Annotated in this window: 11 protein-coding genes; 9 read left to right on the top strand and 2 right to left on the bottom strand. The window is 73.2% G+C overall.

All coding sequences use genetic code 11. From position 1 onward, the window contains the following. Window positions 1-44 precede the first annotated feature (44 nt). The 9 genes from tal (at window position 45) to L7N97_RS20680 (ending at window position 9,405) form a co-directional block, all read left to right on the top strand. The gene (tal, locus tag L7N97_RS20720) at window positions 45-1,169 is read left to right on the top strand and encodes a transaldolase (protein ID WP_237480161.1); all 1,125 of its coding nucleotides are present in this window, start codon (window positions 45-47) and stop codon (window positions 1,167-1,169) included. A gap of 121 nt (window positions 1,170-1,290) precedes the next feature. Then, window positions 1,291-2,316, top strand: coding sequence for a phosphogluconate dehydrogenase (NAD(+)-dependent, decarboxylating) (gene gnd / locus L7N97_RS20715; protein WP_237480160.1), 1,026 nt, complete (start codon window positions 1,291-1,293; stop codon window positions 2,314-2,316). Window positions 2,317-2,328: 12 nt separating this feature from the next. Then, entirely contained in the window at window positions 2,329-3,921 is a 1,593-nt protein-coding gene (zwf, locus tag L7N97_RS20710) for a glucose-6-phosphate dehydrogenase (protein ID WP_237480159.1), read from the top strand. Continuing rightward, window positions 3,918-4,745 carry a Cof-type HAD-IIB family hydrolase gene (locus tag L7N97_RS20705; RefSeq protein ID WP_309242829.1) on the top strand — a complete coding sequence of 276 codons (828 nt, stop codon included), beginning with the start codon at window positions 3,918-3,920 and terminating at the stop codon, window positions 4,743-4,745. Before zwf ends, L7N97_RS20705 begins: the two co-directional genes overlap by 4 nt. Window positions 4,746-4,756: 11 nt before the next feature. Then, window positions 4,757-5,590, top strand: coding sequence for an HAD family hydrolase (locus L7N97_RS20700; protein ID WP_237480158.1), 834 nt, complete (start codon window positions 4,757-4,759; stop codon window positions 5,588-5,590). A 12-nt stretch (window positions 5,591-5,602) separates the two neighbouring features. Further along, window positions 5,603-6,280 carry a ribulose-phosphate 3-epimerase gene (gene rpe / locus L7N97_RS20695; protein WP_237480157.1) on the top strand — a complete coding sequence of 226 codons (678 nt, stop codon included), beginning with the start codon at window positions 5,603-5,605 and terminating at the stop codon, window positions 6,278-6,280. Beyond that, entirely contained in the window at window positions 6,280-7,014 is a 735-nt protein-coding gene (gene pgl, locus L7N97_RS20690; RefSeq protein WP_237480156.1) for a 6-phosphogluconolactonase, read from the top strand. Before rpe ends, pgl begins: the two co-directional genes overlap by 1 nt. A gap of 126 nt (window positions 7,015-7,140) precedes the next feature. Beyond that, window positions 7,141-8,052, top strand: a complete 912-nt coding sequence (locus tag L7N97_RS20685; protein WP_237480155.1) for a fructose bisphosphate aldolase — start codon at window positions 7,141-7,143, stop codon at window positions 8,050-8,052. A 60-nt stretch (window positions 8,053-8,112) separates the two neighbouring features. Next, on the top strand, window positions 8,113-9,405 hold the full coding sequence (locus L7N97_RS20680) for an energy transducer TonB family protein (protein WP_237480154.1): 1,293 nt from the start codon (window positions 8,113-8,115) through the stop codon (window positions 9,403-9,405). Here L7N97_RS20680 and L7N97_RS20675 read toward each other — a convergent pair whose 3' ends face one another. Continuing rightward, complete coding sequence (locus L7N97_RS20675) at window positions 9,406-11,484, bottom strand: prolyl oligopeptidase family serine peptidase (RefSeq protein ID WP_237480153.1); 2,079 nt, start codon at window positions 11,482-11,484, stop codon at window positions 9,406-9,408. Window positions 11,485-11,542: 58 nt separating this feature from the next. After that, window positions 11,543-13,828 (bottom strand): caspase family protein, encoded by a 2,286-nt coding sequence (locus tag L7N97_RS30075; protein WP_305069261.1) that lies wholly within the window; start codon window positions 13,826-13,828, stop codon window positions 11,543-11,545. Window positions 13,829-13,884 lie beyond the last annotated feature (56 nt).

The raw sequence follows: 13,884 nt of genomic DNA, 5'->3' as shown, positions 1-13,884 counted from the left end.
GGCGAGGCCGGCGCCCGACCCCGTTCCCGGGCAGGAGACCCGCCATGAACCCGTTGCAACAGCTCGAAGCCTGCGGTCAGTCCCCCTGGCTCGACGACCTCCACCGGACGCTCATGTCCTCCGGCGAGCTCAAAAACCTCATCGACAACCACGGCCTGAAGGGCCTGACCTCGAACCCCTCGATCTTCGAGAAGGCGATCGGCTTGACGCACGACTACGACGACGTGCTGAAGGAGATGCTCGGCAAGGGCGACGCCGACGACATGACGGTCTACGAGACCATCGCGATCGCGGACATCCAGGCCGCCGCCGACGTGTTCCGCCCCGTCTACGAGAAGGCGGACGGCGGCGACGGCTTCGTCAGCCTGGAGGTGGCGCCCAACATCGCCAACGACACCGAAGCGACCAAGAAGGACGCCAAGCGGCTGTGGAAGGCGGTGGACCGCCCCAACCTCATGATCAAGATCCCCGGCACGGACGCGGGCACGCCCGCCATCCAGGCCACGATCGCCGAAGGCATCAACGTCAACGTCACGCTGCTGTTCGCCGTGAAGGCCTACGAGGACGTGGCCAACGCCTATATCGCGGGCCTCGAGGAGCTGGCCGCCAAGGGCGGGGACGTGTCCCGCGTGGCCTCCGTCGCGAGCTTCTTCCTGAGCCGCATCGACTCGGCGGCCGACGCCAAGATCGACGCCCTCGAGGACGCCGACCCGGCGCTGGTGGAGAAGGCGAAGGGCAAGATCGCCATCGCCAACGCCAAGCGCGCCTACCAGCGCGGCAAGGAGATCTTCTCCGGCCCCCGCTGGGAGAAGCTGGCCGCCAAGGGCGCACACCCGCAGAGGCTGCTGTGGGCCTCGACCGGCACCAAGTCGAAGTCGCTGCCCGACACCTACTACGTCGACAACATCATCGGCCTCGGCACGGTCAACACCATGCCGCCCGCGACCATGAAGGCCTTCGGCGACCACGGCACGGCCATCAAGGATTCGGTCGAGAGCGACCTCGCGGGCGCCGAAGCGTCGCTGGCCGCGCTGGAGAAGCTCGGCATCTCGCTCGACGAGATCACGCACGAACTCGTCCTCGACGGCATCAAGAAGTTCGAGGAAGCCTTCGACAACCTCATCGGCGGCGTGAAGAAGCGCCGCGGCGAGTTCAGCAAGGCGGCCTGAGCCGAGACTGTGCCGGTCCGGGGCCCCGCCCCGGACCTCCGCGGAAGGCCGCGCGCCTTTCGGAACAGAACACAACGACGCGGCCGAGCCGGCGTCCCCCGCACTTCAGAGGGCTTCAGCGATGCAAATCGGCGTGATCGGTCTCGGCCGCATGGGCGGCAACATCGTGCGGCGGCTCCAGCGCCACGGGCACCACTGCATCGCCTTCGACCGCAACGCGCGCGCCGTGCACGACCTCGTCGACGACGGCGCGGTCGGGGCCGAGAGCCTCGAGGACATGGTGTCGAAGTTCACCGAGACGCCGCGGATCGTCTGGGTGATGCTGCCCGCGGGCACGATCACCCACGACGCGGTCTACAAGCTCGGCGACCTCCTGTCGGAGGGCGACATCATCATCGACGGTGGCAACTCCTTCTACAAGGACGACATCCACCGCGGCCAGGACCTGCGCAAGAAGGGCATCCACTACGTCGACGTCGGCACGTCGGGCGGCGTGTGGGGCTTGGAGCGCGGCTACTGCATGATGATCGGCGGCGCCAAGGAGGCGGTCGACACGCTCGACCCGATCCTCGACGCGCTGGCGCCCGGCATGGGCGACATCCCCCGCACGCCCGGCCGCGAGAAGATCTCCGACACCCGCGCCGAGCGCGGCTACATCCACGCCGGCCCGACCGGCGCCGGCCACTTCGTCAAGATGGTCCACAACGGCATCGAATACGGCCTGATGCAGGCCTATGCCGAGGGCTTCGACGTCCTCAAGATGAAGAACTCGCCCGAGCTGACCGAGAGCGAGCGCTTCGACCTCAACCTCACCGACATCGCCGAGGTGTGGCGGCGCGGCAGCGTGATCTCGTCCTGGCTGCTCGACCTCACGGCCTCGGCCCTGACGGCGAGCCCGAACCTCGAGCACTTCTCCGGCGTCGTCGACGATTCCGGCGAGGGACGCTGGACCATCGAGGCGGCCATCGAGGAGGCGGTGCCGGTCAACGTGCTGTCGGCGGCGCTTTACGCCCGCTTCCGCTCGCGCGAGGCCCACACCTTCGGCGAGCGCACGCTGTCCGCCATGCGGTTCGGCTTCGGCGGCCACGTCGAGCACCGCGACGCGCCGGCGCCGGAGGGCGCCGCCACCGGCCCGAAGCCCGTCTGAGGAGGCGCGACGATGGGCGAGCAGACCGTCGCGGCCTCGGCCGCCCCCGACAGCTCGACGCCGAAGGCCGGCGCCTGCGCCATGGTGATCTTCGGCGGCGGCGGCGACCTGACCAAGCGCCTCGTCACCCCTGCGCTCTACAACCTCGCCACCACCGGCCTGCTACCGGACGATTTCGCGATCATCGGCGTCGACCATTCGGACGGCTCCGACGACGGCTGGCGCGACAGCCTCGACGAGATGATGCGCAGCTTCGTCGGCGGGACCGGCGAGTTCGACCCCTCGCAGATCGACGCGAAAGCCTGGGACTGGCTGAAGTCCCGCATGTTCTACCTCAAGGGCGACTTCGAGGACCCGAAGACCTTCGAGTCTGTGAAGGGCAAGCTCGCCGAGGTCGAGAACAGCCACCACACGGGCGGCAACGTCCTGTTCTACCTCGCCGTGGCGGACCGCTTCTTCGGAACGGTGGTGGACGGCCTCGGCGCCGCGAAGCTGACCGAGACCGACGGCGACGAGGCGTGGCGCCGCGTCGTCATCGAGAAGCCCTTCGGCCACGACCTCGCCTCCGCCAAGGCGCTGAACGCCCGCGTGCTCAAGGTGCTGCGCGAGGATCAGGTATACCGGATCGACCACTTCCTCGGGAAGGAGACGGTCCAGAACATCATGACCTTCCGCTTCGCCAACGGCCTGTTCGAGCCGCTGTGGAACCGCGACCACATCGACCACGTGCAGATCACCGTGGCCGAGACGGTGGGCGTCGAGGGCCGCGGCGGGTTCTACGAGGCGACCGGCGCGCTGCGCGACATGATGCCGAACCACGTGTTCCAGCTCGTCGCCATGACCGCCATGGAGCCGCCGGTGTCGTTCGACGCCGACGACGTCCGCTCGCGCAAGGTCGACGTCTTCAAGTCCATGAAGACCGTGAAGCCCGAGCAAGCCGTGCGCGGCCAGTACGACGCCGGCACGGTGCTGGGCAAATCCACCAAGGCCTACCGCGCCGAGCCCCACGTCGACCTGCATTCCAAGACCGAAACCTACGTCGCTCTGAAGCTCGACATCGACAACTGGCGCTGGGCGGGCGTGCCCTTCTACCTGCGCACGGGCAAGTACATGTCGACCCGCACCAGCGAGGTCGCGATCCGCTTCAAGCCGGCCCCGATGGCGCTCTTCGCCGAGACCAAGACGTCGGACATCCAGGCGAACTGGCTCGCCATCCAGATCCAGCCCGACGAGGGCATCTCGCTGCAGTTCGAGGTGAAGCGCCCCGGTCCCGTCGTGGACCTGAAGAGCGTGAAGATGAACTTCGCCTACAAGGACTGGTTTCCGGCGCAGCAGAACGTCGGCTACGAGACGCTGCTCTACGACGTGATGACGGGCGACCAGACGCTGTTCCAGCGCGCCGACCAAGTCGAGGAAGCCTGGCGCGTGGTCGACGAGGTGCTGGACCACTGGGGCAAGTCGGCCCCGCGCGACTTCCCGAACTACGTCGGCGGCACGGCCGGCCCGGTCGCGGCCGACCTCATGCTGGCGCGCGACGGCGACCGCGCGTGGCGGCCGGTGAAGCTCGACCCCGGGCCCGAGCAGCCGGAGGGTGGCGCCAAGTGACGGGGCGCGTCCAACCGGCGGAGCCGATCCGCCTCGTCGTCTCCGACATCGACGGCACGCTGGTCAACCACGCCAAGGAGCTGACGCCCCGCACCCGCGCCGCCATCGCGGCGCTGGCTGAGCGCGGCGTGGGCTTCACGGTGACGACCGCGCGCCCGCCCGTCGGGCTGCGCGGCGTCTTCGCCTTGCTGGGCATGAAGGTGACGGCGGCGGCCATCAACGGCGGCGCCGTGGTGGACGGCGACCTCAACATCGTCGAGGAGAAGCTGCTCGCCCCCGCGATCGCCCGCCGCGCCGTGGCGCTGCTGCGCGAGCAGGGCCTCGACCCCTGGCTCTTCACCGACGAGCACTGGTACATCCGCGACCCGAAGGGCGACAACGTCCCGCTCGAGACGCGCACCATCGGCCAGGAGCCTGTGGTGGTCGACGACTTCGCCGAGGCGCTCTACGGCCGCGTGCTCAAGGTGATCGGCTCCTGCAACGACCACCCCCACCTCGCCGCCTGCGAGGCGATGCTGCAGCGCGCGCTCGGCGCCGACGCCATCGCGACGCGGTCGCAGGCCTATTACCTCGACGTCACCAACCCGCGCGCCCACAAGGGCGAGGCGGTGGCGAGCCTCGCCAAGGCCTTCGGCGTGCCGGTCTCGGCGGTGCTGACGATCGGCGACGGCACCAACGACATCCCGATGCTGGAGGCCGCGGGCTTCGGCGTCGCCATGGGCAACGGCTCCGACGAGGTCAAGGCCGCGGCCGACGCCGTCACGGGTGATTGCGAGCACGACGGCTTCGCCGAGGCCATCGAGCGCTACGTGCTGCGGGCCTGAGGAGGAAAGCCGTGTCCGACCGACCGAAGGGCAAGATCTCGCTGCTGCTGGCCGACGTCGACGGCACGGTGGTGACCAAGGACAAGGTGCTGACCGAGCGCGCCGTCAAGGCCGTGGCGGCGCTGCACGAGGCCGGCATCAAGTTCGCGGTGACGAGCGGCCGGCCGCCGCGCGGCATGGCCATGCTGATCGAGCCCCTGCACATCGAGACCATGATCGCGGGCTTCAACGGCGGCGCCATGGTGAAGCCGGACCTCAGCGTCATCGAGGAGAAGACGCTGCCGCCCGACGTGACGCGCGAGGCCATCAAGGTCATCGCCGACCACGGCCTCGACGCCTGGCTCTACACCGCCGAGGACTGGTTCATCACGAAGAAGGACGCCCCGCACGTCGACCGCGAGGCCTGGACGGTGAAATTCGACCCCACGGTGGTCGATCGCTTCGCCGACGCGGAGCTCGACCGCGCCACCAAGGTCGTCGGCGTGTCGGACGACCTCGCGGCCGTCGAGAAGGCCGAGCACGACATGCAGGCCGCGCTCGGCGACCGCGCTTCGGCGGCGCGCTCGCAGCCCTACTACCTCGACGTGACGCACCCGCACGCCAACAAGGGCGACGTGGTGCTGGCGCTCTCGAAGGAGCTCGACATCCCCACGGACGAGATCGCCACGATCGGCGACATGCCCAACGACGTGACCATGTTCAAGCGCTCGGGCTTCTCGATCGCCATGGGCAACGCCAGCGACGCCGTGAAGGCCCAGGCCTCCGCGGTGACGGCCGGCTACGACGACGAGGGCTTCGCCAAGGCCATCGAGACCTTCCTGCTGCCCCGCAAGACATCCGAGTAAGCCCCCACCGCCATGAGTGAGTTCCTGATCGCCCCGTCGGTCCTGTCGGCCGACTTCGGCCGCCTCGCCGAGGACTGCCGCGCCGTCGACGAGGCCGGCGCCGACTGGCTGCACGTCGACGTCATGGACGGGCGCTTCGTGCCCAACATCACCTTCGGGCCGGGCGTGGTGGCGGCGATCCGCCGGGCGACCGCAAAGCACCTCAACCTCCACCTGATGATGGTCGAGCCCGAGAACTTCGTCGCCGATTTCGCGAAGAGCGGGGCGGATTCCATCTGCGTCCAGGCGGAATCGACCTCGACGATCCACCTCCACCGCGTGCTCGGCCAGATCCGGGCGCTCGGGGTGGCGGCCGGCGTGGCGCTGAACCCGGCGACGCCGCCCTCCGCGATCGAATACGTGCTGCACCTCTGCGACGTCGTCATCGTGATGACGGTGAACCCCGGCTTCGGCGGGCAGAGCTTCCTGCCCGAGATGCTGCCCAAGGTGAGGGCGATCCGCGCCATGGCGGCGGAGCGCGGCCTCAGCCCGCGCATCATGCTCGACGGCGGCATCAACGACCGCACGATCCGGCCCGGCGTCGATGCCGGGGCTGACGTCTTCGTGGCCGGGTCCTACGTGTTCGACGCGCCCGACTACGCGGAGCGGATCGCGAAGCTGCGGCTCGCGGCGACATCGGAGGTGGCGTGATGGCTGAGCGGCAGGTGGCCTCGGGCGAGCTCGACGTCTTCGACGACCCCGACGCGGTGGCGGACGCGGTGGCGTCCTGGCTGATCGAGCAGGCGGCCGGCAAGGAGCGCTTCACGGTCAGCCTGTCCGGCGGCTCGACGCCGAAGCGGCTCTACGAGCGGCTGGCGAGCCCCGCCTACCGCGATCGCTTCCCCTGGGACCGGACCGAGTGGTTCTTCGGCGACGAGCGCTTCGTGCCGAAGACCGACAAGGACAGCAACTTCCGCATGGTGGACGAGGCCATGCTGTCCCGCGCGCCCGTGGCGGCCGACAGCGTGCACGCCTTCGACACCGCGCTGGAGTCCCCGCAGGAGGCCGCCCTCGCCTACGAGGAGGAGCTGAAGTGCTTCTACGGCGCCGACGCGCTCGATCCGGCCAAGCCGCTGTTCGACGTGACGCTGCTCGGCCTCGGGCCGGACGGACACACGGCCTCGCTGATCCCCGGCCAGCCCGTGCTGGAGGAGCGCGAACGCTGGGCCGCGGCGGTAACGGAGGGGCGCCCCGAGGCACGGCTGACCCTCACCTACCCGGTCATCGCCTCGTCGCGCGCCATCGCGTTCCTGGTGACGGGCCAGGACAAGGCCGCCATGCTGGCCCACGTCCGGTCCGGCGCCGAGGACGTGCCGGCCGGCCGGCTCCGGTCGGCGGCGGAGGTCCACTGGTTCGTCGACCGGGCGGCGGCGGGCCGGGGCTGAGGCCCCCGGGCGCGGCACCCGCGGCGGCCGAAGCGTGTTAACACCGCACCGCATCGCGCATGAGCGGTGCGGATCGCGAGAGGCGGCGGGCCATCGCCCGGCCGCCCGAGAAGGGGAGCGAAGGCCATGGCGGGCGAAACGATGCGGGCGCAGATGACCGACAAGGACGGCTTCATCGCGGCCCTGGACCAGAGCGGCGGCTCCACGCCGAAGGCGCTGGCGCAATACGGGGTGCCGGAGAGCGCCTACAGCGGCGACGACGAGATGTTCGCCGAGATGCACAAGATGCGGGTCCGCATCATGACGGCGCCGACCTTCACGGGCGACAGGGTGATCGGCGCGATCCTGTTCGAGAAGACCATGGACGGCGAGGTCGAGGGCCAGCCCGTGCCCTCCTACCTGTGGGAAAAGCGGGGCGTCGTCCCCTTCGTCAAGATCGACAAGGGCCTGGAGGCCGAGAAGGACGGGGTGCAGCTCCTGAAGCCGATCCCGGGCCTCGACACGCTGCTGGCCCGCGCCGCCAAGCTCGGCGTCTACGGCACCAAGATGCGCTCCGTCATCGCCCGCGCGTCGAAGGACGGCATCGCCGCCATCGTGCGCCAGCAGTTCGAGGTCGCCGAGCAGATCGCGAAGCACGGCCTGATGCCGATCATCGAACCTGAGGTGCTGATCAAGGCCGCCGACAAGGCCGAGGCCGAGCAGATCCTGCACGACGAGATCGCCCGACAGCTCGACGCCCTGCCCGAGGGCCGGCGCGTCATGCTCAAGCTGACGATCCCGACGAAGCCGGACCTCTACGAGGACTTCACGCGCCATCCCAGGGTGGAGCGCGTCGTGGCGCTGTCCGGCGGCTACCCGCTCGACGACGCCTGCGGCAAGCTCGCGCAGAACCACGGCATGATCGCGAGCTTCTCGCGCGCCCTGATCGACAACCTCAGGCACGGCATGAGCGAGGGGGAGTTCGACGCCACGCTGGCGAAGGCCGTCGACAGGATCTACCGGGCGTCAGTCAGCAAGGCCGCGCCCGCCGCGGCCTGACGGGACTTCCCTTCTCCCTGAGGCCGATCTAAGCAGGCGCGACAGCGGCGGCCGGCAGCGATGCTCCGGCGGCCCGACCGCGTTCGCCGACGGAGCACCGGCCTGATCTCGATCGACACGTCCGGTCCCACAGCCGCCGACGTGCCGCCGGACGCGCGGCTCGCCGACGCGCCCCACCTGCAGGCGCTCCACGAGCCGACGCCGGCGCTGCGCGTCGTCCCGCGCCACATCCTGCAGCAGGCGGCGCCGGTCGGGCGCGGCGCCCGGCTGCGCGCGGGGGTCGGGCTCGGCGGCGGCTCCGTGCTGGTCCACGTCGTGCTCGGCGCGGCCCTGGTCTACCTGCTGTCGTTCCGCGACGCGCAGGCGCCGCGCGAGGTGCCGATCCCCGTCGACGTCGTGATCGAGCCGGCGAAGCCCGCCGGTGGCGGCGGGTCTGGCGACGCCTCCGCGGGTCGACGGGCGGCTCCGCCCGGCGCCGGACGGGCGGCCCCGCCCGGCGCCGGTCCGGCCAAGGCCGAGGCGCCCAAGGTCGAGGAGGGCAAGGCCGAACCGGCTATTCCCGCGCCGCCGGCCCAGCCCCCTGCCCCGGCCGCCCAGGCGGCGCCGAAGCCGGCCGCCCCACCCGCGAAGCCGGCGCCAGTTGCGACAGCCCCTGGGGCCGCTCCGCCCGCCGCCGCGAGCGCGCCCAAGCCCACGCCGGCGATGCCCCAGCCGGCGGGCGTCCCCGCGGCGCCGAAGCTCGTCGCGCCGCCGCCGGAAACCGCCCGGGCCGCGACGCAGGCCAAGGAGAACAAGCCCGCCAACCTCGTCCCCGACGAGCATCAGGCCGAGCAGGCGACGCGCGAGGCGCGGCCGGCCGCGATCCCCGACGTGCTGGTGACGCCGGACGCCAGGGCGCAGACCAGCGTGCCGGCCCCGTCGAGGGCGCAGGCCGCGCCGGTCGAGCGGCCCACGCCGCCCGTCACCGCCAAGGCGCCGAGCCAGGCCGACAAGCTCGCCGCGGCCCTGCCCATGGACGCGAGCGCGATGCCTATGGGTTTCCGCTCGATGGTGGCCGGCAACGCTACGGCCCAGATCAACGCGGCCTACGGCAGCGTCGTCCAGGGCCGCATCCGGCAGGCGACGGCGGAGCTGTCCGGCGCCGCCTCGTCCCAGGGCCTCAGCGGCGCCGTCGCGGTGAGCTTCACGCTCGACGACGCGGGCGGGCTGGCGAACCTGTCCGTCGTGCAGAGCAGCGGCAACGCCCAGCTCGACGCCATGGTGCTGCACGCCATCGAGCAGGTGGCGCCCTTCCCGCCGCCGCCGCCCGAGGCCGAGCACACGTTCAGGAAGGCCTTCCTGGTCGGCGGCTGATCAGGCGTCCCAGCCGATCGCCCGGCGAAGGAAGCCGTAGCCCAGCGCCACGAAGGCGGCGCGCTCGGCGTTGTCCTTGCCGTAGCCGTGCCCGCCCGCGGCGGGCTCGTAGAGCCAGGCGGGATAGCCCATGGCTTGAAGCTTGGCCGCCATCTTGCGCGCGTGGCCGGGGTGGACGCGGTCGTCGCGCCGCGTGGTGGCGATGAGGGTCGGCGGATAGGGGCGGCCCGGCTCGGCGGCATGGTAGGCCGACATCGGGCCCAGGAAGGCCCAGTCCTCCGGGACGTCCGGGTCGCCATATTCCGCGATCCAGCTCGCGCCGGCCAGCAGCTTGGAATAGCGCCGCATGTCGATCAGCGGGATGGTGCAGAACAGGGCGCCGAAGCGCTCGGGATAGCGCGTCAGCATGTTGGCGATGAGCAGGCCGCCGTTGGAGCCGCCCTCCGCGGCGATGCGGCCGGGGCGCGTCACGCCGCGGCGCACGAGGTCGGCCGCCACGGCCGCGAAATCGTCGTGGGCGAGGCGCTTGCCGTCCCGCCGCCCGGCCTCGTGCCAGCGCGTGCCGAACTCGCCGCCGCCGCGGATGTTGGCCGTCACGGTCGTGCCGCCGCGCTCCAGCCACAGCTTGCCGGCGGCGAGGCGGTAGTGGGGCATGGTCGAGACGGCGAAGCCGCCGTAGCCGCTGAGGTGGACCGGGGCGTCGCCCGTCTCGCCGGCCGGCCCGGTCTGGGTGTAGGGGATGCGCTCGCCGTCGACCGAGACGGCCTCGTGGCGCGTGACGACGAGCCCCGCGGCGTCGAAGCCGGCGGGGCTGGCCTTGAGCAATGCCGGGACCGGAAAGGCGCCATCGCCCGATGCCGAGAACAGCAGCGTGCGCGGCGGCGTGACCGGATCCTCGGCGCTGACGACGAGCGTGCCGTCGCCGTCCTCGGGTTCGGCGTCGAGCGCGCGCAGGCCGACGACGCCGGTCGAGGGCAGAGCGTCGAGTTCGCGGCGCCGCCACCCCGCCCCGTCGGGCGTCAGCAGCGTGAAGCGGGGCACGAGGTCGTCGAGCACGGACAGGACGAGCGCGCCGCCGGCCCAGAAGAAGCCCTCCAGCGAGCGGCGCGGGCCGGGTTCGAACAGCACGGCGAGGTCGCGGGCACCGGACAGGAAGGCGGACAGCGGCGCCGCGACCAGCTCGTCCGGCGCGTGGGTCCGGCCCGCCACGGTCCAGGGCGTGCGCGGCTTCACGAGGAGCGTGTCGCCGTGGACGAACCAATCCGCGTCGGTCGGCAGCTCGAGACGCCGCTTCGGCCCGGTCGCGTCGCCGAGCCAGCCGACCGAATCGAAGAAGGCCAGACGGTCCATGTAGACCGCGCGCGGCGGCGACACCGAGCGGTCGACCACGCCCCACCCGGCCATCGAGCCCTCGGCGACGGCGAAGACCGGCTCCGCCTCGTCGACCGTCTGGCCGCGCGCCCAGCGCCGCACGGTCCTGGCATAGCCGGAGCGGGTCGCCATGCCCTCGCCCGCGGCGCTCGACAGGAGCAGCGTGTCCGGGTCGAGCCAGTCGATCCCGGCCTTGGCCTCCGCGGCCGTGAAGCCGTCCGCCACGAAGGAGCGGGACGGCAGGTCGAACTCGCTCAGCACGACGGCGTCGCTGCCGCCGCGCGACAGGCGCAGGATCGCGCGCTCGCGCCGCGTCGGCTCGACGCTGGAGCCCGCCCAGACCCAGTCCTCGCCCTCCCGCCTCGCCAGGGCGTCGAGGTCGAGCAGCACGTCCCACTCGGGCTCGGGCCGGCGGTAGGAGTCGAGCGTCGTGCGCCGCCACAGGCCCCGCGGGTTCGCGGCGTCCTGCCAGACGTTGTAGAGGTGATCGCCACGGCGCGTGACGCCGGGGATTTTGTCGGGCCGGTCCAGCAGGGCGGCGAGCACCGCGGCGTCGGCGTCGCGCCGCGGGCCGCCGAAGCGGCGCACCGTGTCGGCGGTGCGCTCGTCCACCCAGGCCGTGGCGCGCTCGCCCTCGACGTCCTCCAGCCAGATCCAGGGGTCGTCGTCGGGCTTCGCCAGGGTGGGAAGCTCGGTCCCGTCCGTCATCGCCGCTCTCCGCCTCCGGTCGCGGCCCGACAACGCGCGCCCCGGCCGCGGGGTCCCGTCACGGGCGGCAGGGCGGCTCGCCCGGATGCCCGCAGCCTTGGCGATGGCCGCCCGGCCCGTGCTCGCCGGGAGGATGTTCGCCGGGGCGGTGATCGCCGGCGGCGCGCTCCGGCGCGGGACGGGTGGCGGGCGGCCGCTCGGGCGCGGAACCGTCCGGGGCGCGCCGAGCCGGGGGCGCCGCATCGGCGGGCGCGGCGGCGTGCGGGGGTTCCGGCGGGCGCTCCGGCGCGGGACGCGGCGCCGGGTCGGGCTGAGGCCGCGGTCGTGCGGCGGGCGGATGCGGCTGGGCGGCGGGCGCCGCGTGCGGAGGTGGAGCCTCGGCCGGCGCCACGAGGTCGGGCGACCGGGGCCTCGGCTCGCCGGGCGCGCCGGGCCGGCGCTCCGGCTTCGGCGGCACGGGCGGCGGAGCGGCTTCGGCCGGGGCGGCGGGCGGAGGCTCGGGTTCGAGCCGCGGCGGATGCGCGCCGGCCCCGTGCGGGACGGGCGCGACGGTCGGCGGCGCGGGTGGCTGCGGCTCGGCGGCCTGCGGCGCGACGGCCGGCGGCCTCGCGCCGGGCAGCGCGTGGGGCGAGGCCGGCGGCGCGGGCTGTGATGCCGCGGGCTGGGGCGGCACCGGCAGGGCGTGGGAGGGCGGCACCGGGAGCGTCGGCGCGCGCGGGGAGACCGGGGCCGGGGGTTGCGGCAGCGACGGGGCGGCCGGCGCGGGCTGCACCGGCGGCGCGGGGCGCGGCCGCGCCCCGGCAGGCGGCACCGGGATCGTCGTCGGAGCCGGCGGGGCCTGAACGGGCGCGGCCAGGGCCGGCGCGGGCTGAGCCTGGGCAGCCGGGGCCGGGGCGGCCTGCACCACGAGGCCGTCGCCGTTAGGACCGCGCGCGTAGGGCCGGGGTCGCGCGTAACTCCCGGGCACGCCGCGCGGCGGCAGGATGACGCCGGGCTCGGCCGGAGGCCGGACGTAGGGGATCGCGACCGGCACCGGCACTGGCAGGAAGGCGGGTCCGGGCGGCGGCGGCGGGCGCACCACCACGACCTCGACGGGCGGCGGCAGCAGGAACACGGGCGGCGGCGGGGGCGGCGGCAGGTCCGGCGCGTCGAAGGCGGGGGCTCGGTCGTAGGCCAGGTCGTCCGGGCCGGGCGGCGGCACGTCGAAGGCGAGCGGCACGAAGCGCGGCGGGGGCGCGGCCGCGACGGCGAGGCGCGTCAGGCGGCGGCGCGCGTCGGCGGCGTGCGGCCCCTTGGGGTAGCGGGCGAGGTAGGTCCAGTAGGCGCCCGGCGTGTTGGCGCTGACGGCGTCGCGCCAGAACAGCGCCTCGCGCCGCACGGCCAGGATCAGCCGCACGCGGCGGGCCAGCGGGTCGTTGGGGAAGGCGGCGAGGAACTCGGTGTAGGCCGGCAGCGTGTCGCGCGCGACGGCGACGTCGTAGGCCTGGTCCGGTGGGAAGCCGGCGAGCGGCCTCTTTTCCAGCGCCGCGAAAGGCACCTGCGCGCTCCCCACCGCGGGCGCGTTCGGGGCGCGGTCGAAGAAGGTGAAGCTCCGCGTCAGCTTGTCGGAGTCCCAGGGCACGACGGCGCCGCCGGTCGCCTGGTTCACGGCCAGCCGCACGCGGTCGAACACCTCGCCGACCGGCACGCCGCCCTGCTTCACCGCCGCGACCAGCGCCTGCGCGTAGGCGCCGTAGGGCCCCGTCGCGGCGGGCGCCACCGTGCCGGGCGCGGCGTTGAAGGCGATCAACTCGCCCTGCTCGGCCTCGGCCAGGGCGAGGCCGGGCGCGCTCGACGCCGGGCCGCCCGGATAGGCGCCGTCCACGATCACCACCCGCGCCTGGATGGGCAGGGCCGCCAGCGCGTGGGTGAAGTCGGCGAGGCGCAGAGCCTCGATCGGCACGTCGGCCGGGCGGGCGAGGCGCGCGTCGACCGGCACGATGAAGTCGTCGCCGTCCGCCTGCACGGCGCGGCCGGCCACGTAGACCACCGCGATGCCGTCTGGCCCCGCCGCGCCCGCCTTGTCGAGGAAGTCGCGGAAGGCGCGCCGCAGGGCGTCGCCGTCGAGGTCGCGCGCGCCGGTCACGTCGAAGCCGGCGCCGGCCAGCACCTGCGCGACGAGGCCCGCGTCGTCGGGCGCGGCCGGGAGCGGGTCGGTTCGGTAGGCGCCCTCCCCGACCACGAGCGCGACGCGGTTCGACGCGACCGGCTGCGCGGGCTGCGCCAGCGCCGTCCCGCCCGCCAGCGCGGCGGCGCCCATCGCCAGGGCAGCGCTCCGCAACCATCGCGCCCGAAGTGCACGCATCGACATCCTCGCTCGAAATCCGGGGTCCATGACGGATCCGCCGCGTTGAACCGGGG

Source organism: Lichenibacterium dinghuense, from assembly GCF_021730615.1.
Taxonomy (GTDB): domain Bacteria; phylum Pseudomonadota; class Alphaproteobacteria; order Rhizobiales; family Beijerinckiaceae; genus Lichenihabitans; species Lichenihabitans dinghuensis.
This window is presented reverse-complemented; position numbering and strand designations above follow the sequence as displayed.

Coding starts and splice junctions, on each gene's coding strand:
- tal (WP_237480161.1), top strand. CDS start 45: ATGAACCCGTTGCAACAGCTCGAAGCCTGCGGTCAGTCCCCCTGGCTC.
- gnd (WP_237480160.1), top strand. CDS start 1,291: ATGCAAATCGGCGTGATCGGTCTCGGCCGCATGGGCGGCAACATCGTG.
- zwf (WP_237480159.1), top strand. CDS start 2,329: ATGGGCGAGCAGACCGTCGCGGCCTCGGCCGCCCCCGACAGCTCGACG.
- rpe (WP_237480157.1), top strand. CDS start 5,603: ATGAGTGAGTTCCTGATCGCCCCGTCGGTCCTGTCGGCCGACTTCGGC.
- pgl (WP_237480156.1), top strand. CDS start 6,280: ATGGCTGAGCGGCAGGTGGCCTCGGGCGAGCTCGACGTCTTCGACGAC.
- L7N97_RS20685 (WP_237480155.1), top strand. CDS start 7,141: ATGGCGGGCGAAACGATGCGGGCGCAGATGACCGACAAGGACGGCTTC.
- L7N97_RS20680 (WP_237480154.1), top strand. CDS start 8,113: ATGCTCCGGCGGCCCGACCGCGTTCGCCGACGGAGCACCGGCCTGATC.
- L7N97_RS20675 (WP_237480153.1), bottom strand. CDS start 11,484: ATGACGGACGGGACCGAGCTTCCCACCCTGGCGAAGCCCGACGACGAC.
- L7N97_RS30075 (WP_305069261.1), bottom strand. CDS start 13,828: ATGCGTGCACTTCGGGCGCGATGGTTGCGGAGCGCTGCCCTGGCGATG.